Raw genomic sequence first — 18304 nt, 5'->3', positions numbered from 1 at the left:
TGGGGGGATGACCGACGGCGACGGCCGCCGCGGCAGCGCCGCGCCGATCCTCGAGCTGCGCGGCGTCACCAAGCGCTACGGACGGCTGCGCGCGCTCGACGCCGTCACGCTGAGCGTGCGCGGCGGCGAGATCGTCGCCGTCGTCGGCGAGAACGGCGCCGGCAAGTCCACGCTGGTCCGCTGCATCGCCGGCGACACCGACGTCGACGAGGGCCAGGTGGTGGTGGCCGCCGACGGCGCGAAGGCGCCGGTCGCCGTCGTCTGGCAGGATCTCGGGCTCTGCGACGACCTCGACGTCGTCGCGAACGTCTTCCTCGGCCGCGAGCACTCCCGGCTGCTGCTGGCCGAGAGCCGCATGGCCGCCGACGCCCGGCAGGCGCTGGAGCGGTTCGGCTCGCAGCTCACCGACGTGCGGGCCCGGGTCGACACCCTGTCGCGCGGGCAGCGGCAGGAGGTCGCGCTGGCCCGGGCGCTGTCCACCGGCGCCGACCTGCTGGTGCTGGACGAGCCGACCGCCTCGCTGAGCGTGCTGCGGCGGGCCGAGATCATGCGCGTGCTGAGCGACCTGCGCGACGACGGCCGGGCCATCGTGCTGGTCAGCCACGACCTCGACGAGGTGTTCGCGCTGGCCGACCGCATCGTCGTGCTGCGCCACGGCCGCATCGTCGCCGGGGTGTCGCCGGCCGAGGTGCACTCCGACGACGTCGCGGCGCTGATGTCGGGCATCGAGACCGAGTCGGCGGCGCGGCGGCAGCTGAACCGCCTCAAGAGCCTGGTCGAGCAGCTCTCCGCCGCCGACCCCGCCGCGTCGCTGCCGCTCGTCGTCTCGGCCACGGCGGCCGCGCTCGACCAGGACATGCTCTGCGTGCACCTGCTCGACCACGCGCCGCGCGGGCCGCTGCTGCGCCGCACCGCCGCCATCGGGCTGCCGCCGGCGCTGGCCGACGACGCCGCGCTGGTCCCGGTCGGCACGGCCGGCGGGCTGGTCGGCGCGGCCGCGGCGCTCGGGCAGCTGGTGGTCGTCGACGACACCAGCGACGACGCCACGTGGACGGGGTACCTGGAACGGGCCGCCGCGGCCGGCGTGCGCAGCGCGTGGTCCGCGCCGATCGTCGGCTCGTCCGGCGTCCTCGGCACCATCACCGGCTTCAGCACGTCCGCCGGCCGCCTCGACGCCGACCGCCGCGAGCTGGTCTCGCTCTACGCCGGCCACGCCGCCAGCGCCATCGAGCGCGAGCGGCTGATCGAGGAGGTGAGCCGGCGCAACGAGATCCTCGAGTCGCTGCGGGCCATGCTCGAGACGCTGGCCGGCCCCGACCGCGTCGACGGCGGCCTGTCCGCCGCGCTGCTCGCGCTCTGCCGCGGCCTCGGCGCCCGCGCGGCCGGCATGCTGCTCACCGACGTCGCCGAGCTGACCGGCGGCGAGGCGCGCTGGGTGCACATCGATCTGGATGACTCCGCCGGCTCGGACCTGAAGGCGCTGGCCGAGGCCGCGCCCACCGGCACCGACCGGCCGCGGCGCATCGGCGACGGGCTGGCGCTCGCGGGGCTGCCGATCCCCGGCGGCACCGGGCTGCTGCTGGCCCGCTGGGACGATCCCGCCGAGCCCGGCCGCGACGCCGTCGAGCTGCTCGACGACGCCCGCCGCTCGCTCGCGCTGGCGCTGGAGCGGGAGATGCTGGAACGGGCCCGCCGCGAGGCGGCCGCCGCCCGCCGGTCGCAGCAGCTGCAGCGCGAGGTGCTGCAGCACCTCAGCCACGAGCTGCGCACGCCGCTGACCGCGATCCACGGCTACGCCTCCACGCTGCAGCAGCCCGACCTCGTCTGGGACCCCGAGTCGATCGACCGCTTCCTCGCCGCCATCACCACCGAGTCCGCGCGCATGGAACGCCTGGTCGGCGACCTCCTCGACTCCTCCGCCATCGAGTCCGGGCTGCTCCGGCTGCGTCCGGACTGGACGGACGTGCGGCTGGTGCTCGAGGCGGCGCGCAGCTGCGTGCCGCACCCCGGCCGGGTCAAGATCGGTGTCGCCGCGGGCCTCCCACCCATCTGGGCCGACCACGACCGCCTCGAGCAGGTGTTCGTCAACCTGCTGGAGAACGCGGTCCGCCACGGCGGGCCGGACGGCGCCGTCCGGGTCGCCGCCGCGGCCGTCGACGGCGGCGCGTCGGTCGAGGTGCTGGTCAGCGACGACGGCCCGGGCATCCCGGCGGACGTCGCGGAGCGCATCTTCGAGCCGCGGGTGCGCGGCGAGGGCAGCACCGGCGCCGGGCTGGGCCTGGCCATCGTCCGCGGCATCGCCGAGGCGCACGGCGGCCGGGTCGAGCTGACCACCGGGCCCGAGTCCGGCTTCCGCGTCACGCTGCCGGTCGAGCCCGCCGAGGGCGAGGAGAGCGATGGCTGAGGAGCCCGGCGTCCTCATCGTCGAGGACGACCGCATCATCGTCGACGTCCTGCGGTCCAACCTCACCGCCCGCGGCTACCGGGTGGTGGTGTCGACGGACGGCTCCGACGTGCTGCGGCTGCTCGAGCAGGCCGCGCCCGACGTCGTCCTGCTCGACCTCATGCTGCCCGGCCGCGACGGCTTCGACCTGTGCTGGGCGGTGCGCGACCGCTCCGACGTCGGCATCATCGTGCTGTCGGCACGGCGCGGCGAGACCGACAAGGTGCGGGCGCTGAACCTCGGCGCCGACGACTACCTCACCAAGCCGTTCGGCATCGAGGAGCTGCTGGCCCGCATCAACGCCATGCTGCGCCGGGCCCGTCCGGCCGAGCCGCGGCTGGTGGCGCCGCAGGTCCGCGTCGGCGACGTCCGCATCGACTTCGACGCCCAGCTGGTCACGAAGGGCGGCAAGCGGGTGCACCTCACCCGCACCGAGTACGCGCTGCTGCGCGAGCTGGCGATGCACCCCGGCCGGCTGCTGACCCACGCCGAGCTGCTGCGCCGGGTCTGGGGCCCGGGCTACGAGACGCAGACCGAGTACACCCGCGTGTACGTCGGGCGGCTGCGAGCCAAGCTGGAGGGGCCCGACGGCGCCGAGCTGATCGTCACCGAGCCGCGGGCCGGCTACCGGTTCACGACGGACCTCTGATGGCCCGCCGCCACCTGCTCGCCGCCGCCCTGCCCGCGGTGTTCGTCCTGGCGCTGGGCGCCTGCGGTGCGGCCGGCACGTCCGGGTCCGGGTCCGGCGACGGCGAGCTGCAGATCGCGCTGCTGCTGCCGGAGAACAAGACCGCCCGGTACGAGTCGCACGACCGCCCGGCGTTCGTCGAGCGCGTGCACGAGATCTGCGCCGAGTGCGAGACGCTGGTCAGCAACGCCGACCAGGACGCCGCGCACCAGCAGGCGCAGGCCGAGGCGGCGCTCACCAACGGCGCCGACGTGCTGGTCCTCGACCCCGTCGACTCCCGGTCGGCGTCGGTCATCGTCCGGCAGGCGCACGCGGCGGGCGTCCCGGTGGTCAGCTACGACCGGCTGGTGCTCGACGCACCGGTCGACTTCCACGTCACGTTCGACAACGAGCAGGTCGGCCAGTTGCAGGCCGAGGTGCTGCTGGCCGCCGTCGGCGCGACCGACGGCGAGCTGGTGGTGCTGAACGGCTCGCCCACCGACGACAACTCGGCGCTGTTCCGGCGCGGCGCGCACAGCGTCCTCGACGGCGCCGGGGTCGCCGTCGGCGCCGAGGTCGACGTGCCCGACTGGTCGCCCGACCAGGCGCAGGAGGCGATGGAGCGGGCCCTGACGACGCTCGGCCGCGACCGCGTCGCCGGTGTGTACGCGGCCAACGACGGCATGGCCGGCGGCGCCATCGCCGCGATGAAGGCGGCCGGGCTGGACCCGCTGCCGCCGGTCACCGGGCAGGACGCCGAACTGGCGGCCGTGCGCCGCATTCTCACCGGCGAGCAGTACATGACGGTCTACAAGGCCGTGCGCACGCAGGCCCAGGCCGCCGCCGACGTCGCCGTCGGCCTGGCGCGGACCGGCGAGCCGCCGGACGGGCTGCGCACCGACTGGGTCGACAACGGGCACGGGCGGGTCCCGGCGCTCATGCTGACGCCGGTCGCCGTCACCCGCGACACCATCGCCGCGACCGTGGTCGCCGACGGGTTCTGGACGGTCGACGAGATCTGCGAAGGCCTCGCGGCCGAGTGCGCCGCCGCCGGGCTGGCCCAGGACGGCGCGCCGTGAGCGGCTCGGTGTCGCCGGCCCGCCTCGGCCGCTGGGCGCCGCCGGCCGCGTTGGCCGTCATCTGGCTGGTGATGAGCCTGAGCAATCCGCGGTTCCTGTCCGCGGTGAACCTCACCAACCTCATGCTGCAGATCGTCGCCGTCGGCGCCGTGGCGGTGGCCGTCGTCCTGGTGCTGCTGATCGGCGAGATCGACCTCTCCGTCGGCGCGGTGTCCGGGTTCGGCGCGGCCGTCACCGCCGTGCTCAGCGTCAAGCAGGACTGGCCGGCCGTGCTCGCGATCCTCGCGGGACTGGCGACCGGCGCGCTGGTGGGGCTGGCGCACGCCGCCATGGTGACGCGGGTCGGCGTGCCGTCGTTCGTGGTGACGCTGGCCGGGCTGCTGACGTGGCAGGGCGCGCTGCTGCTGGTGCTCGGCGACACCGGGACGGTGAACATCGACGACCCCCAGCTGGTGGCCATCGCGGGGACGTTCCTGGCGCCGGCCGCCGGGTGGGCGCTGGCCGCGGCGGTGACGGCGGGCGCCGTCGTGGCGATCGTCGGGTCGCTGCGCCGCGAACGCGACCGGCCGGCGCGGCGGGTCTGGCCGTGGGTGGTGGCGGGCATCGGCGCACCGGTGGCGGCCGCCGTCTTCAACGCCGACCGCGGCGTGCCGCTGGCGGTCGTGGTGTTCCTCCTGCTGCTGGCCGGCGGCGACCTCATGGTCCGGCGCACGAAGCTCGGCCGGCACGCGGTGGCGACGGGGAGCAACGCGTCGGGGGCGCGGCGGGCGGGCATCGGCGTCGACCGCATCCGGCTGGTGGTGTTCATGCTGGCGTCCGTGCTGGCGGTCACCGGCGGCATCCTCGCGGCGTCGCGGCTGCTCGCCGTCAACCAGTCGTCGGGCAGCACCGACCTCATGCTGACGGCGGTGGCGGCCGCGGCCATCGGCGGCACCAGCCTGTTCGGCGGCCGCGGGACGGTGTGGTCGGCGCTGCTGGGCGCGCTCGTCGTCGGGTCGCTCGCCAACGGGCTGGACCTTATGGGCGCGTCGTCGCCGATCCGGCTGATCGCGACCGGCCTCGTCCTCGCCGTCGCCGTCGGGCTGGACACCCTGGCGCACCGTGCCGAGGTGACCCCGTTCCGCGAGCATTCGCGGCCCGGCCGCTAGGTCGGCTGGTTCGCCCGTGTGGCCGTTCGCCGTCGTGCTCCGGTTCGCCGCCGTTCGCCAGTTGGCCGTCCCCCTGGCGCCCATTCTCTTGGCCGCGGCACCGCGGCCCAAGAACGGGCACCCGCACCGTCCGCCGACGCCGCCCGCCGTGAGGCGCGTCGGGTGGGCTGCGGCGTTGGCGAGATGCCGTCGGAGTCACACAGCAAGGTGGCTGGGGGCGGCTTGCGCGGGGGTGTAGCGTTCACGCTGTGACGTCAACGGGCTTCCGTAACCCCCGACGGAGGTGAGCCGACGTGCCTGACGTGTCCGGTCCCGGGTCGCTGTCCGCCCTGCGGCTGGCCAACCGGCGGCGGTTGCTGGGTGCGCTGCCGGCCGCGCAGGCGGTCAGCCAGGCCGAGCTGGCGCGGCTGACCGGACTCGCCCCGGCCACCATCTCCGGGCTGGTCCGCGCCCTGGTCGACGAGGGCGAGCTGGTCGTGCGACAGGGCGTGGCGAACGGCCGGCGCAGCCGCCTGGTCGAGCGGGCGCCGGTGCGGCTGCGCTACGGCATCGGCGTCGACCTCGGCCGCACGCACGTCAAGGTGGTCGCCGGCGCCGCCCCGGGCGACGTGCTGGCCGAGTCGGCCGTCGTGCTCGACGGCGGGCTGCGCCCCGACACCGTGCTCGAGGTGATCGGCGCGCTCGCGGCGTCGGCGCGCCAGCAGGCCGGGCTCACCAGCGCCCAGATCGCCGGCGTCGCCGTCGGGGTCCCCGCGCCCATCGACACCGCGACCGGCGTCGTCACCGAAACCGCGATCCTGCCCGCGCTGGTCGGGTTCCCGCTGCGCGACGAGGTGGCGCGGCTGCTCGGCCGGCCGGTCGTCGTCGAGAACGACGCGAACCTCGGCGCGCTCGCGCTGGCCCGCCGGGCGGGGGCCGGCCGGTCGGTGGTGTTCGTCAAGGTCGGCTCCGGCATCGGCGCCGGTGTGGCCGTCGGCGGCGAGCTGCTGCGCGGCGACTCCGGCGCGGCCGGCGAGATCGGCCACCTCGCGCTCGATCCGGGACTGTCGGTGGTGTGCCGCTGCGGGCGGCGCGGCTGCCTCGAGACCGTCGGGTCGGCGGAGTCGGTGCGGACGGCGCTGAGCTCGGCGCTGCAGCGCGACCTCGGACTCGACGAGGTGCTCGGCCTCATCAACGACGGCCACCCGGTGGCGGTGCACGTGCTCGAGGACGCCGGCGAGCTGCTCGGACGCGGCCTCGGCTGGCTCGCAATGATCCTCAACCCCGCCGACATCGCGCTCGGCGGGCCCCTCCTCGCCGCCGGCGACGCCTGGCTCGGCCCCGTCCGTCAGGGCTTCCGCCGGGCGGTGCTGCCCGGCGTGGCGGAGCGGACCCGCGTCGCGATCTCGCCGCTCGGCGAGGGCACGGAGGCGGTGGGTGCGCTGGTCGCATCCCTCTCCGCCGGCGATTGACGCCGTATTGCTGTCGAAATACGAACACATAAACAAGATGTAAACGCGTAATGTATTTGAGCCTTGACGGCAACGGGGCACCGTTCCACACTCGACCTCACCCGGCCGAGCTGTCGGCGGGGGCTGAACCCAAAGGAGGGTTTCACCGTGCACCAGCCCAACCGACGGGCTGCCGTCTTCGCAGTCCTCGCCCTGGCCGCCGGCGCGCTGGCCGCCTGTGGCGCCAACGAAGACAACGGCGGCGGCGACGGGACCGCGAGCGGCGACAGCACCGGTAGCGGCAGCGCCGCCACCATCGCCCTGCTCCTGCCGGAGTCGGCGACCGCTCGCTACGAGGCGTTCGACCGCCCGCTGTTCGAGGCCAAGGTCGCGGACCTGTGCCCCGACTGCACGATCAACTACTTCAACGCCGACCAGGACGAGACCAAGCAGGCCGAGCAGGTCGACACCGCCATCTCGCAGGGCGTCGACGTCATGGTGCTGGACCCGGTGAACGGCCAGGCAGCGGCGGCGCTGGTGGCCGACGCGCAGGCGGCCGAGATCCCCGTCATCGCCTACGACCGCTTCATCGAGGGCGCCGACTACTACACCTCGTTCGACAACGAGAAGGTCGGCGAGCTGCAGGGCCAGGCGCTGGTCGACGCCGTCGGCGGCGCGGGCGACGTCCTCATGCTGAACGGCTCGCCCGACGACCCGAACGCGGCCATGTTCAAGTCCGGCGCGCACAGCGTCATCGACGGCAGCGAGCTCACCGTCGTCGGCGAGTACGACAACCCGGACTGGAGCCCGGACAACGCGCAGGCGTGGACGACGGACCAGCTCGACACCATCGATCCCACGACGCTGGCCGGGGTCTACGCCGCCAACGACGGCCAGGCCGGCGGCGTCATCGCGGCGCTCACCGGCGCCGGACTGCCGGCCGACCAGCTGCCGCCGGTCACCGGTCAGGACGCCGAACTGGCCGCCATCCAGCGCATCGTCGCTGGTGAGCAGTACATGACGATCTACAAGCCGATCAAGGGCGAGGCCGAGGGCGCCGCCGAGATGGCCATCTCGATCGTCAACGGCGAGGAGGTCGCCGACACCACCGACTTCCAGGGCGTGCCGTCGCTGATCCTCGACCCGATCGTGGTCACGACCGACAACGTCGCCGACACCGTGGTGGCCGACGACTTCTGGACGGTCGACGACATCTGCACCGACGACTATGCGGACGCCTGCGCGGCCGCCGGTCTCAGCTGATCCGTCGAGACGACGAGGGTGGCACCGACCCAGGTCGGTGCCACCCTTGACGATGAGGAGATGGTGCCGATGAGCGTCGCCACACACGAGAGCGGTGCGTCCGCCGCCACGACCGGGCCGGTCCTGGAGCTCACCGGGATCGGCAAGCACTTCGGCGCCGTGCAGGCGCTGGCCGGGGTCGACTTCCAGGTCCGCGCCGGCGAGGTGGTCGCCCTGGTCGGCGACAACGGCGCTGGCAAGTCGACCCTCGTCAAGATCATGTCCGGCGTGTACCAGGCCGACTCCGGCGCGATGCGGGTCGAGGGCCGCCAGGTGCACATCCACAGCCCGAGCGCCGCGCAGTCGCTGGGCATCGCGACGGTCTTCCAGGACCTCGCGCTCTGCGACAACCTCGACGTCGTCGCGAACCTGTTCCTCGGCAGCGAACTGGGGACGAAGGCGTGGATGGACGAGGTCGCCATGGAGAAGGAGTCCTGGCGGCTGCTGCGCGAGCTGGGCGCGAAGATCCCGACCGTGCGCATCCCGGTGGCCAGCCTTTCCGGCGGCCAGCGGCAGACCGTCGCGATCGCCCGCAGCCTGGTGGGCCAGCCGAAGGTCGTCATGCTGGACGAGCCGACCGCCGCGCTGGGCGTCGCGCAGACGGCTGAGGTGCTCAACCTCGTCGAGCGGCTGCGCGAGCAGCGCCTCGGCGTGGTCCTGATCAGCCACAACATGGCCGACGTGCAGGCCGTCGCCGACCGCATCGTGGTGCTGCGGCTGGGCCGCAACGAGGCCGAGTTCCGCGCCGTCGACGTCACGACCGAGCAGCTCGTCGCCGCCATCACCGGCGCGTCGGACAACGTCGTCGCCGAACGCAACGCCCGCCGTGAGGCGCCAGGGGGGCCGGAATGAGCAGGACACAGGCCGACGAGACCGCGGCCCGGTCCGACCTGATCGACGAGCGGCTGGCCCAGGACACCGGGCTGCGCGGCGCCGCCGACGCGTTCCGGCGGCGGATCCGCGACGGCGATCTCGGGCTGCTGCCGGTGGTGATCGGGCTGTTCGTGATCGGCCTGGTCTTCTACCTGCAGGACGTCACGTACCTGTCGTCGAGCAACCTGGTGAACATCACGCTGAACGCGGTGCCCTACGGCATCATCGCGGTCGGCATCGTGCTGGTGCTGCTGCTCGGCGAGATCGACCTGTCGGTCGGCTCGATCAGCGGCCTTGCGGCGTCGATCACGGCGGTGCTGGTGGTCAACCAGGACCAGCCGCTCGTGCTCGGCATCCTGGCCGGCGCCGGCACGGGTGCCGCCATCGGCATCGCGTACGGGCTGATCTTCACCAAGATCGGCGTGCCGAGCTTCGTCATCACGCTGGCCGGGCTGCTCGGCTTCGTCGGCGTGCAGTACGTCGTGCTCGGCGACCAGGGCACCATCAACCTGCCGCGGACGTCGCCGCTGGCGCAGTTCGCCCGCGAGGACTTCCTCAGCCCGGCCGTCTCCTACGTCGTCGTGCTGGCGATCGTGGCGCTGTACGCGCTGGTCAGCATCATCGGGATCCGGCGGCGGACGGCCGCCGGGCTGCCGGCGCAGTCGCTGACGCTGGTGCTGGTGAAGTCGGCGATCCTGCTCGGCGGGCTGGGCTTCCTGACGTACTACCTGAACATCGACCGCGGCTGGGGCTACGCCGTGGTGTTCTTCATCGGGCTGGTCGTGCTGATGGACCTCGTGCTGCGCAAGTCGACGTGGGGCCGGCACCTGTACGCCGTCGGCGGCAACGTCGAGGCGGCTCGCCGGTCCGGCATCAACGTCAACTGGATCTACATCTCGGCGTTCTCGCTGACCGGCACGCTGGCCGCGACCGGCGGCCTGATGTTCCTCGCCCGGCTGACGTCGGTGTCGCAGGCCAGCGGCAGCAACGACGTCAACCTGACGGCCATCGCGGCGGCGGTCATCGGCGGCACCAGCCTGTTCGGCGGGCGCGGGTCGGCCTACTCCGCGCTGCTCGGCGTGCTGGTGCTGACGGCGATCACCAGCGGCCTCAACCGCATCGGCGTCGACTCGTCGGTCCGCTACATCGTCACCGGAGCGGTCCTGCTGCTCGCGGTGTCCATCGACGCGATCGCCCGGCGGGCCCGCGCCAGCAGCGGACGAGGTTGACTCCGGGCCGTCCGGCGGCGCGTGCGCACGCGCCGCCGGGCGGCCGGATGACTACGATCGGGCATGGCTCTGGACCTCTTCCCCGTCATGCCCGTGACGGACTTCGCGGCGGCGACCGACTGGTACGAGCGGCTGTTCGGCGCACCGTTCGCGTTCCGCGCCCACGACACCGAGGTGGTGTGGGAGCTGGCCGAGCACCGCTACGTCGCGGTGCACCAGGCGCCCGAGCACGCCGGCCACACCCACGTCACCGTCTTCGTCGACGATCTCGACGCGCTGGCCGACGGCATCGCGGCGCGCGGCATCGAGCCGGCGGTGCGCGAGACGTACGGCAACGGCGTACGCAAGTTCACCTACCACGACCCCGACGGCAACGAGATCGGCTACGGCGGCGCGCCGCTGTCCGACTAGGTGTACCCGGCCAGGAGGTTGGTGGCAGCCGGCTGATCGGCGGGCGTCCCCCGAGTGCGCTGTGGCGTCGTCGAGTGTTGTAGTGCTCGAGCCAGGGTGCAGTGCGGCGGTGCGTTCGTCATCCGTGGCGAAGATCTGGCGGTAGGTCACTCGGGCTGCCCAGGTAAAGGACACCCTGCTCGACCTCGCCGCCGGCTCTCGTGGGCCGGGTACGACTAGATCGGCGCGAGGGACGGCGCGGCGCAGGTGACGAGGACGCCAACCGTTGGCGCTGGCGTCACCCCGCCCGGACAGGCGTCAATGGGTCCGGCGGGCCACCGTGACACCTCCTAGCCCTTGCAGCCGGTCGGCTCGGTCTGGCTGACGTCGGTGAGGTGCGCCCGGCCCGGCGGCGACGGGATGCCGCCGGAGCGCTGGATCGGCCGCACTCCCAGCGGTTTCATGAAGAGGTTGAGCACCGACGCCACGAACGCGGGCACGGTGTAGCCGACGCTGTAGGTGGCGTCGACGGCGAGCGTGGCGCCGCGGCACTTGAGCTTCGTCCCCTCGACCGGTTTGAGCGGCGCGAAGTCGGCGAGGTCGGAGCCGACGGTCACGCCGGCCGACACCACGAGGCCGGTGTTGAGGCCGGTCATGAAGCCGAACGCGCCGATCCCGATGGTGAACGTGGTCTTGAACGCCAGCACGATCCCCTGCACCCCGACGTTGACGCCGTCGATGGAGTCGAGCAGGCTGCTGCGCATCGCCGGCGCCGACGGCAGGTGCACGCCCCACGAGCCGTTGCGGTAGCCGAACCCCAGCTCGCCGCCGATGACGTACTCGCCGCGGGCGCTGATGTTGCCGTTCCTGGCGCTGAACGCGGTGGTGATCTGGATCTCCTGCCGCGCGGTCAGCGTGAACGGCAGCCCGAGGACGTGCCCGACCGGGACGCTGAAGTCGATCGGGATCGGGAAGGTCTTGTCCAGCTGCCGCTCGGTGCCGACGGCGCTGGCCGCGTTCAGGTCCAGCCGCACGCCGCCGGCGCCGTAGACGGCCAGCTCGGCGACACGGATCCGCCCACCGGAGATGTCCAGGTGGAACCGCGCCGACGGCTTGTCCATGACCAGCGTGACCGTGCCGGCGAAGCGGATGCCGCCGTCGTCGTAGGTGAGGTGCGCGCCGACGCCGCCGTGGCAGCACATCGGGGTGACGCGGAAGCCGCGGGTCGTGACCGGTCTGGGCGCCCCGATCACCGGGCGCGGCTGCTCCACCCGCGGCGGCGCGGCGCCGGATTGGGTGCGGACGAACGACGCCTGCGCCGCCGTCTGCTCCGGCGCCGGCTCCAGCACGGCGCCGCCGGGTGCGTCCTCGGCCCAGAGCCCGCCCTCGCCGGCGTACGCGACGGCCGCGCCCAGGTCGACCGGGGTGTCGCCGGTGAAGGTGCCGTCGCGGATCACCTCGGTCAGCTCGACCGGCGCCAGCGTGACGGCGAGGTCGTCACCGGCCGGCTGGACGTCGACGACGCGGCCGACGCCGCGTGCCGTGGCGAACAGTACGGCGCCGGGCTCCAGCCGGTCGGCGCCCTCGGCGTCGCCGTCGATGGTCCAGGTCACGCCGTCGGCGGTGACGGAGACGACGGCGTCGGCGCCGTCCGGCAACAGGACGACATCCGGCTGGTAGGTGACCGCGTCGTCCGGGACCGGCGCCTGGCCGTAGCGCAGCTCGGCCTCGGTCAGCGGCTGCCCGTTCACCTCCGCGACGGCGTCCTCGCGCGGGCCGGAGCCGCCGCACGCCGTCGCCGTCAGGGCCAGCGCCAGCAGCCCCGCCACCACCCCGCGGCCCATCGTCAGGACGGGATCGCGTCCAGCAGCGCCGTCAGCGCGGCCTCCAGGCCGTCCGCGCCGCCGCCGAGGCTGCTGACGTTGATCGTGTAGCTGCCCGACCCCTGGATCAGCACGGCCTCGCCCTCGACGTCGCCGACGCCGAGGTAGCCCATGTCGCCGCGGTCGAGGTCGGCGACGCGGTCGAAGCGCTCGTCGGCCTGCCCGCGCGAGTAGTCGTACGTCGTGGCCCCGGCCAGCTGGGACGACATGGTCGCCTGGACGATCGCCACCCCGTCGATGAAGTAGCAGGAGCCGTCCTCGCGCAGCGGCGTGCCGACGAGGTCCGAGACCTGCTCGGCGGTGAACGGGCAGTCCGGCACCTCGTCGTTGCCGAGCGCGGCGAGGTCGGCGTCGCCGCCGCCGTCGTCGTTCACCGGCGCGTCGTCGTCGGAGCCGCCGCAGGCCGTGAGGGCGCCGACGAGCGCGAGGCCGAGCAGCAGGCGGGCGGTGGGTCGCATCGGGAGGTCTCCTCGGGTGTCAGGGGTCAGAGCCGGTCCGCGACGATGCGGGCGGCGTCTTCCAGCGGCCCGGCGAACAGCGCCGGGTCGTCGAGCCGGACCAGGCGGACGCCGATCCAGGTGCCGTCGACGAGGACGAACACCATGCCGTCCTCGAGATGCGCCTCGTCGCCGATGCCGGGCAGCGCGGTGAAGACGTGGCCGAGCTGGCGGTCGATGTCGAGGATCTTCAGGGCGCCGTCACCCGCGTACACCTCGACCTGCGCGGTCGGCCCGGTGACCGGCCCGGTCCACGTGCAGGACGCTTCACCGGCCAGCGGCGGGTCCAGCGGGGTGGCGGCCAGGGCCTCGGCCTCGGCCTGGGTGAGCAGCGCGCACGCGTCGACCGTCTGCGGCGCGGGCGGCGCGGTGGTCTCGGCGGGGGCCGGCGGCGGCGCGGTGGGCGGGTCGGTGAAGATCGAGTCCGCGACCGGCTCGTCGTCGCCGCCGCAGCCCGCGAGCAGCGCCAGCGCCAGGGCGGTGGCAGCCATCGGCCGGTTCCTCATGTCCCTCGTCCTCCCGCGCTGTCGTCGGCGACCGGATGCCACGCGGCCGGGCCGATGCGGTCCACCCGCCAGCCGGCGGCGGCCGCCGCGGCCACGACGGCGGGCTCGTCCGGACCCTCGACCAGTGCCAGCACGACCTCGTCGGCGGGCAGCCGGACCGCCAGCAGCACCCGGACCTCGTCCGGCAGCGCCGGCACCGGCCCGGCCGCGTCGCCGGGGCCGGCGTACTGCTCCAGGGCGAACAACCGCCTGTTCACAGCACTGACGGTAGGCAGCGCGGGCCGCGCGGGAATCGGGTGTTTCCCTATCCTTCGACGTCGCGGCGGGTCATGGCGGCGCCCAGCTCGGCCCGGCTGGCGATGCCCAGCTTGCGGTAGACGCGGGCGAGGTTGGCCTCGACCGTCTTCGGGCTGACGAACAGCTCGTCGGCGATCAGCCGGTTGGTGCGGCCCGTGGCGGCCAGCCGGGCGACCCGCTCCTCGGTGGGCGTGAGCGCCAGCGGCGCGGCCGGCCGCCCACCGACACGGGCCAGCTCGTCGCGGGCCCGCCGCTCGAACGCGGCGGCGCCGAGCGCGGCGAACTCGGCCGCCGCCTCGGTCAGCGCGAGCCGGGCGTCGCGGCGGCGCTTCGCCCGGCGCAGCGCGACGCCGGCGACCAGCAGGCAGCGGGCGCGGTCCAGCGGGACCGTGCCGGGCGCCACCTCGGCGCGGGCCGCGGCCAGGCCGTCCAGCGCCGAGCCGACGTCGTCGCCGGACGCGCCGCGCAGCAGGACGGTGCTGCGGGCCAGGCCGAGCCGGGTCCACGGCCGCGGCAGCCGGGCGTGCCGTGCGGACAGCCGCTCCAGCACCTCGCCGGCGCCGTCGAGGTCGCCGGCCGCCACGCAGGCCTCGATCCAGTCCGGCTCCAGCCGCTGCGCCAGCGGCTCGACCAGCCCGGTGTCGCGCAGCAGCACGGACAGGTCGCGGTAGTGCGCGACGGCGTCGGAGGACCGGCCGTCGCACAGGGCGGTGAACGCGGCCAGCCCGAGGTGGATGCGCCGCGCCCAGGTGTCGTCGCCGGCCTGCCGCAGGCCCGTCTCGGCCGCCGCCGCGGCCTCGGCCAGCCGGCCCCGGTGCGCGTCGAGGGTCGCGGCCAGCCAGGCCTCGCCGACCAGCCCGGTGCCCAGCTGTTCGCCCAGCTCACGGGCGGCGCCGATGTGCGCGGCCGCCGCCTCGAACCGGCCGGCGGACAGCTCCGCCTCGGCGAGGTGCATGGTCGCCTCGTGCTGCCCCGGCTCGTCGCCGACCGCCTGGGCGCGGTGCAGCATCGTCGTGAGGCGGTCGCGGGCGCGGCCGTGGTCGTCGACGGACTTCCACCAGATCGCCGGGATGGTGCCGGACAGCCAGGACGGGCCGTCGTCCTCCAGCGCCAGCGCCTCGTCGAGCAGCTCGGTGCGGGCCGGCCGGCCGGAGCGGACCTCCTGGAAGAACAGCTGCAGCAGCGACGCGGACAGCAGGGCGCGGTCGTCGCCGGTGGCGCCGGTCAGCAGCGCGCACGCCGCCTCGGCGTGCGGGATCGCGTCGGCCGGCGAGTCGTGGAACATGCTGAGGTGCGCGTGCACGCGACCGGCGGCGGCCGAACCGGGCGGCACCGCGGCCAGGGCGTCGCGGGCGGCGGCCGTGGCCGGCGCACCGGCGTCCTCGACGTTCCAGGCCACGGCGGCGCACAGCAGCAGCGCCTCGGCCCGCAGCTCGCCCGTCGTCGCCTCGGCCAGCGCCAGCGCGCCGGCGCGGGTGGCCTCGTAGGCGCCGGCGTCGAACCGGCAGCGCAGTGCCGTCAGCCGGCGTCGCGGGCCGGCCTCCCCCGCCGTGGACGGCGTCAGCTCGGCCGCGCGGTCGCACAGCTCCGCGGCCAGTTCGGGCGCGCCGCGACGGCGCAGCCGCGCGGCCGCCTCGGCCAGCTCCGCGGCGACCGCCTCGTCCGCCTCGACGGTGCACCGGGCCAGGTGCCGGGCCCGCTCGTCCGGATCGGCGACGACGCCGGCCAGCACGCCGTGCAGCCGGCGGCGCACGCCCGGCGGTGTCTCGGCCCGCACGACCGACGCGTAGAGCGGGTGGGCGAACGCGACCGCGGTCTCGGCGACGGTGACCAGCCCGGCCTCCTCCGCCGGGTCGAGGTCGGCCGGTCCCACGCCGGCCGCCGCGAGGTCGCCCGGCCGGGGCGTCGCGAGCAGCGCGGCCAGCCGCAGCGCGTCGCGGCCCGATGCGGGCAGCGCGGCCAGCGACCCCGACAGCAGCTCGCGCATCGACGCCACCACCGGCAGTTCCTCGCTCGGCCGCGGCGGGTGCGGCAGCCGGTGCGCCGCCCGGGCCAGCTCGATCGCCAGCAGCGGGACGCCGCCGGCCTCGCGCGCGACCCGGGTGAGCAGCGGCCGGCTCAACGTGGTGCCCAGCCGTTCGCGCAGCAGCCGGTGCAGCGCGCCGACGCCGAGCGGCGTCACCTCGATGCGGGTCAGCCGGGCGTCGTCCAGGCCGAGCGGCGCCGCCGCCGGGCCGGTCGTGCGCTGGCTGGCCAGCGTCGGCACGCCCGGCACCCGGCGCAGCGCGAACCGCAGCGCCCGGGCGCTGGGCGGGTCCAGCCACGGCGCGTCGTCGACCGCCACGACGACCGGTGTGCCCCCGGCGGCGGCGCCGTCGAGCAGGGTCCGCACGGCGGCGCCCAGCGCCCGTTCGTCCATCGCGTCGTCCGGCGGGCGCTCGAGCAGGACGGCCTCGGCGGCGCGCCGCTGCGGTCCGGGGAGGTCGGGCACCGCGTCGGCCAGCGGGCCGAGCAGGTCGGCCAGCCCGGCCAGCGGCAGCGCCGCCTCGGTCTCCGTCGGCGCCGCCGCCAGCACCAGGGCGCCGCCGGCGCGCAGCCGGGCCACCAGCGCACGCCACAACGCCGTCTTGCCGATGCCGGCCGGCCCCTCCAGCAGCACGGATGCGCCCGCCGCCAGTGCGGTCCGAGCACGACCGAGCTCGTCGTCGCGCCCGACGACCTCCCCCACCGCGGTCACCGGACCATGATCGCAGAGCCGTCAATGCCGGGCCCGGCGGTACTGCCGGACCGCCAGCGGCGCGAACACGACGAGCAGCAGCAGCGGCCAGGCGATCGCCAGCGCCAGCGCGTGCTCCGTCATCCAGGACCCGCCCGGCACCGCCGGGTTGCCGAACAGCTCGCGCGTCGCCGCGACCGTCGCCGACATCGGGTTCGCCTCGGCGACGGCGCCCAGCCAGCCCGGCATCAGCGACGGCGGTACGAACGTGTTCGCGACCATCGCGAACGGCAGCACCAGCGGGTACAGCACCGACGCGGCGTCGGGCGAACGGAGCACGAGGCCCACGTAGATGCCGACCCAGATCAGCGCGAAGCGCAGCAGCAGGAGCAGCCCGACGGCGGCCAGCGCGGCCGCCGTCCCCTCGTGCCAGCGCCAGCCGACGAGGTAGCCGCAGCCGATCAGCACCACGAGGTCGGCCATCGCCCGGACGACGTCGGCGCTGGCGCGCCCGGCCAGGATCGACGACGTCGCGACCGGCATCGTCAGGAACCGGTCGGTGACGCCGCGCGCGCGGTCCGTCACCACCGCCGCGACGGTGTTGACCAGCCCGAACACCATGGTCATGCCGAACAGCCCGGGCAGCAGGTACTCCTTGTAGTCCGCGCCGCCGGGCACCACCATCGCGCTGCCGAACACGTAGCCGAACAGCAACACCGAGATCAGCGGGAACGCCAGCGCGCCCACGAACTCCTCCGGCGAGCGCCACCAGTAGCGCAGGTTGCGCCGGGTCATCGTCAGGGCGTCGGAGAGCGCGACCCGCAGCCGCTCCGGACGGGTCCGTGGGACGGTGACCGTGCTCATGCCGCATCCTCCTTCGTGAACTGGACGAACACCTCGTCGAGCGTGGGCCGGCGCAGGGCGATGTCGCGGACGGCGACGCCCTCGTCGTCCAGCGCGCGGGCCACCCGGGCCAGCGCCGCGACCCGGTCCGGCGCCGCGACGCTGACCCGTCCGGCCTGCTGGTCGAGCTCGGGCGCGGCGCCGGTGACCCCGGCCAGCACCCGGCCCACCGCGGCGACGTCGGCGCCGTCGCCGACCAGCACGTCGATGCGGTCGCCGCGCAGCCGCGACTTCAGCTCGTCCGGCGTGCCGCGGGTGATCACGCGGCCGTGGTCGATGACGGTGATCTCGTCGGCCAGCTGGTCGGCCTCGTCGAGGTAGTGGGTGGTGAGCAGCACCGTCGTGCCCTGCGCGACCAGAGCGCGGACGCCGTGCCACAGCTCGAGGCGGTGGCCGGGGTCCATGCCGGTGGTCGGCTCGTCCAGGAACAGCACCGGCGGCGCCATGACGAAGCTGATCGCGAGGTCGAGCCGGCGCCGCATGCCGCCGGAGTAGCCCTTGGGCCGGCGGTCGGCGGCGTCGCCGAGATCGAACGTCTCGAGCAGCTCCGCCGCCCGGCGCCGCGCCCGCGCCGGGCCGAGCCGGTAGAGCCGGGCGAACATCTCCAGGTTCTCGCGCCCGGTCAGCATCTCGTCGACGGCCGGCTGCTGGCCGACCAGCCCGATGCGGTAGCGCACCTCGACCGGGTCGCGGACGACGTCGAACCCGGCCACCCACACCCGGCCGCCGTCGGGGCGCAGCAGCGTGGACAGGATGCGCACGGCCGTGGACTTGCCGGCGCCGTTGGGTCCGAGCAGCCCGCAGACCGTTCCCGCGGGCACCGTCAGGTCGAACCCGTCGAGCGCACGGGTGCTCCCGAAATTCTTGGTCAGCCCCTCGGCGACCACCGCTGGTTCCATCGCTCCTCCTTAGTAGACTCTGGAGTATATACTTCAGAATAT

Annotated in this window: 16 protein-coding genes and 1 pseudogene; 9 read left to right on the top strand and 8 right to left on the bottom strand. The window is 74.8% G+C overall.

Features of this window, described 5'->3' with window-relative positions:
• The first annotated feature begins 7 nt into the window (after positions 1-7).
• The 9 genes from BLV02_RS32000 to BLV02_RS31960 all read left to right on the top strand — a co-directional run bounded on the left by BLV02_RS32000 (position 8) and on the right by BLV02_RS31960 (position 10582).
• Positions 8-2404, top strand: coding sequence for an ATP-binding cassette domain-containing protein (locus BLV02_RS32000; RefSeq protein WP_069112043.1), 2397 nt, complete (start codon positions 8-10; stop codon positions 2402-2404).
• On the top strand, positions 2397-3092 hold the full coding sequence (locus tag BLV02_RS31995) for a response regulator transcription factor (RefSeq protein WP_069112044.1): 696 nt from the start codon (positions 2397-2399) through the stop codon (positions 3090-3092). Before BLV02_RS32000 ends, BLV02_RS31995 begins: the two co-directional genes overlap by 8 nt.
• A complete protein-coding gene (locus BLV02_RS31990; RefSeq protein WP_069112045.1) occupies positions 3092-4189 on the top strand; it encodes a sugar ABC transporter substrate-binding protein in 1098 nt (365 codons plus the stop codon). Before BLV02_RS31995 ends, BLV02_RS31990 begins: the two co-directional genes overlap by 1 nt.
• A complete protein-coding gene (locus BLV02_RS31985) occupies positions 4186-5337 on the top strand; it encodes a sugar ABC transporter permease (RefSeq protein WP_069112046.1) in 1152 nt (383 codons plus the stop codon). The genes BLV02_RS31990 and BLV02_RS31985 overlap by 4 nt, the downstream gene beginning before the upstream one ends.
• 293 nt (positions 5338-5630) lie before the next feature.
• Positions 5631-6788, top strand: coding sequence for an ROK family transcriptional regulator (locus BLV02_RS31980; protein ID WP_074946850.1), 1158 nt, complete (start codon positions 5631-5633; stop codon positions 6786-6788).
• Positions 6789-6935: 147 nt separating this feature from the next.
• Positions 6936-8030 (top strand): sugar ABC transporter substrate-binding protein, encoded by a 1095-nt coding sequence (locus BLV02_RS31975; RefSeq protein WP_069112048.1) that lies wholly within the window; start codon positions 6936-6938, stop codon positions 8028-8030.
• A 69-nt stretch (positions 8031-8099) separates the two neighbouring features.
• Positions 8100-8921 carry an ATP-binding cassette domain-containing protein gene (locus tag BLV02_RS31970; protein ID WP_069112305.1) on the top strand — a complete coding sequence of 274 codons (822 nt, stop codon included), beginning with the start codon at positions 8100-8102 and terminating at the stop codon, positions 8919-8921.
• Positions 8918-10171 carry a sugar ABC transporter permease gene (locus BLV02_RS31965; protein WP_069112049.1) on the top strand — a complete coding sequence of 418 codons (1254 nt, stop codon included), beginning with the start codon at positions 8918-8920 and terminating at the stop codon, positions 10169-10171. The genes BLV02_RS31970 and BLV02_RS31965 overlap by 4 nt, the downstream gene beginning before the upstream one ends.
• Before the next feature lie 63 nt (positions 10172-10234).
• Positions 10235-10582, top strand: a complete 348-nt coding sequence (locus BLV02_RS31960; protein WP_069112050.1) for a VOC family protein — start codon at positions 10235-10237, stop codon at positions 10580-10582.
• A gap of 13 nt (positions 10583-10595) precedes the next feature.
• Here BLV02_RS31960 and BLV02_RS37885 read toward each other — a convergent pair.
• From BLV02_RS37885 to BLV02_RS31920, 8 genes and pseudogenes are all read right to left on the bottom strand, one after another.
• A pseudogene (locus BLV02_RS37885) lies at positions 10596-10696 on the bottom strand (integrase core domain-containing protein); the annotation flags it as partial.
• Positions 10697-10911: 215 nt separating this feature from the next.
• Positions 10912-12405, bottom strand: coding sequence for a hypothetical protein (locus BLV02_RS31950; RefSeq protein WP_069112051.1), 1494 nt, complete (start codon positions 12403-12405; stop codon positions 10912-10914).
• A gap of 2 nt (positions 12406-12407) precedes the next feature.
• On the bottom strand, positions 12408-12902 hold the full coding sequence (locus BLV02_RS31945; protein WP_069112052.1) for a hypothetical protein: 495 nt from the start codon (positions 12900-12902) through the stop codon (positions 12408-12410).
• 26 nt (positions 12903-12928) lie between these two features.
• Entirely contained in the window at positions 12929-13432 is a 504-nt protein-coding gene (locus tag BLV02_RS31940) for a DUF3558 family protein (RefSeq protein ID WP_171906761.1), read from the bottom strand.
• A gap of 11 nt (positions 13433-13443) precedes the next feature.
• Entirely contained in the window at positions 13444-13704 is a 261-nt protein-coding gene (locus tag BLV02_RS31935) for a hypothetical protein (protein ID WP_069112054.1), read from the bottom strand.
• A 47-nt stretch (positions 13705-13751) separates the two neighbouring features.
• A complete protein-coding gene (locus BLV02_RS31930) occupies positions 13752-16481 on the bottom strand; it encodes an AAA family ATPase (protein WP_216094273.1) in 2730 nt (909 codons plus the stop codon).
• 21 nt (positions 16482-16502) lie between these two features.
• Positions 16503-17324 carry an ABC transporter permease gene (locus BLV02_RS31925; protein WP_069112055.1) on the bottom strand — a complete coding sequence of 274 codons (822 nt, stop codon included), beginning with the start codon at positions 17322-17324 and terminating at the stop codon, positions 16503-16505.
• The gene (locus BLV02_RS31920) at positions 17321-18262 is read right to left on the bottom strand and encodes an ATP-binding cassette domain-containing protein (RefSeq protein WP_069112056.1); all 942 of its coding nucleotides are present in this window, start codon (positions 18260-18262) and stop codon (positions 17321-17323) included. Before BLV02_RS31920 ends, BLV02_RS31925 begins: the two co-directional genes overlap by 4 nt.
• Positions 18263-18304: the final 42 nt, after the last annotated feature.

The organism is Jiangella alba, assembly GCF_900106035.1.
GTDB lineage: Bacteria > Actinomycetota > Actinomycetes > Jiangellales > Jiangellaceae > Jiangella > Jiangella alba.
The sequence above is the reverse complement of the archived record's forward strand: the minus strand, read 5'-3'. Positions and strand labels throughout refer to the sequence as shown.

Coding starts and splice junctions, on each gene's coding strand:
- BLV02_RS31970 (WP_069112305.1), top strand. CDS start 8,100: ATGAGCGTCGCCACACACGAGAGCGGTGCGTCCGCCGCCACGACCGGG.
- BLV02_RS31990 (WP_069112045.1), top strand. CDS start 3,092: ATGGCCCGCCGCCACCTGCTCGCCGCCGCCCTGCCCGCGGTGTTCGTC.
- BLV02_RS31925 (WP_069112055.1), bottom strand. CDS start 17,324: ATGAGCACGGTCACCGTCCCACGGACCCGTCCGGAGCGGCTGCGGGTC.
- BLV02_RS31945 (WP_069112052.1), bottom strand. CDS start 12,902: ATGCGACCCACCGCCCGCCTGCTGCTCGGCCTCGCGCTCGTCGGCGCC.
- BLV02_RS31965 (WP_069112049.1), top strand. CDS start 8,918: ATGAGCAGGACACAGGCCGACGAGACCGCGGCCCGGTCCGACCTGATC.
- BLV02_RS31950 (WP_069112051.1), bottom strand. CDS start 12,405: ATGGGCCGCGGGGTGGTGGCGGGGCTGCTGGCGCTGGCCCTGACGGCG.
- BLV02_RS32000 (WP_069112043.1), top strand. CDS start 8: ATGACCGACGGCGACGGCCGCCGCGGCAGCGCCGCGCCGATCCTCGAG.
- BLV02_RS31920 (WP_069112056.1), bottom strand. CDS start 18,262: ATGGAACCAGCGGTGGTCGCCGAGGGGCTGACCAAGAATTTCGGGAGC.
- BLV02_RS31995 (WP_069112044.1), top strand. CDS start 2,397: ATGGCTGAGGAGCCCGGCGTCCTCATCGTCGAGGACGACCGCATCATC.
- BLV02_RS31960 (WP_069112050.1), top strand. CDS start 10,235: ATGGCTCTGGACCTCTTCCCCGTCATGCCCGTGACGGACTTCGCGGCG.
- BLV02_RS31940 (WP_171906761.1), bottom strand. CDS start 13,432: ATGGCTGCCACCGCCCTGGCGCTGGCGCTGCTCGCGGGCTGCGGCGGC.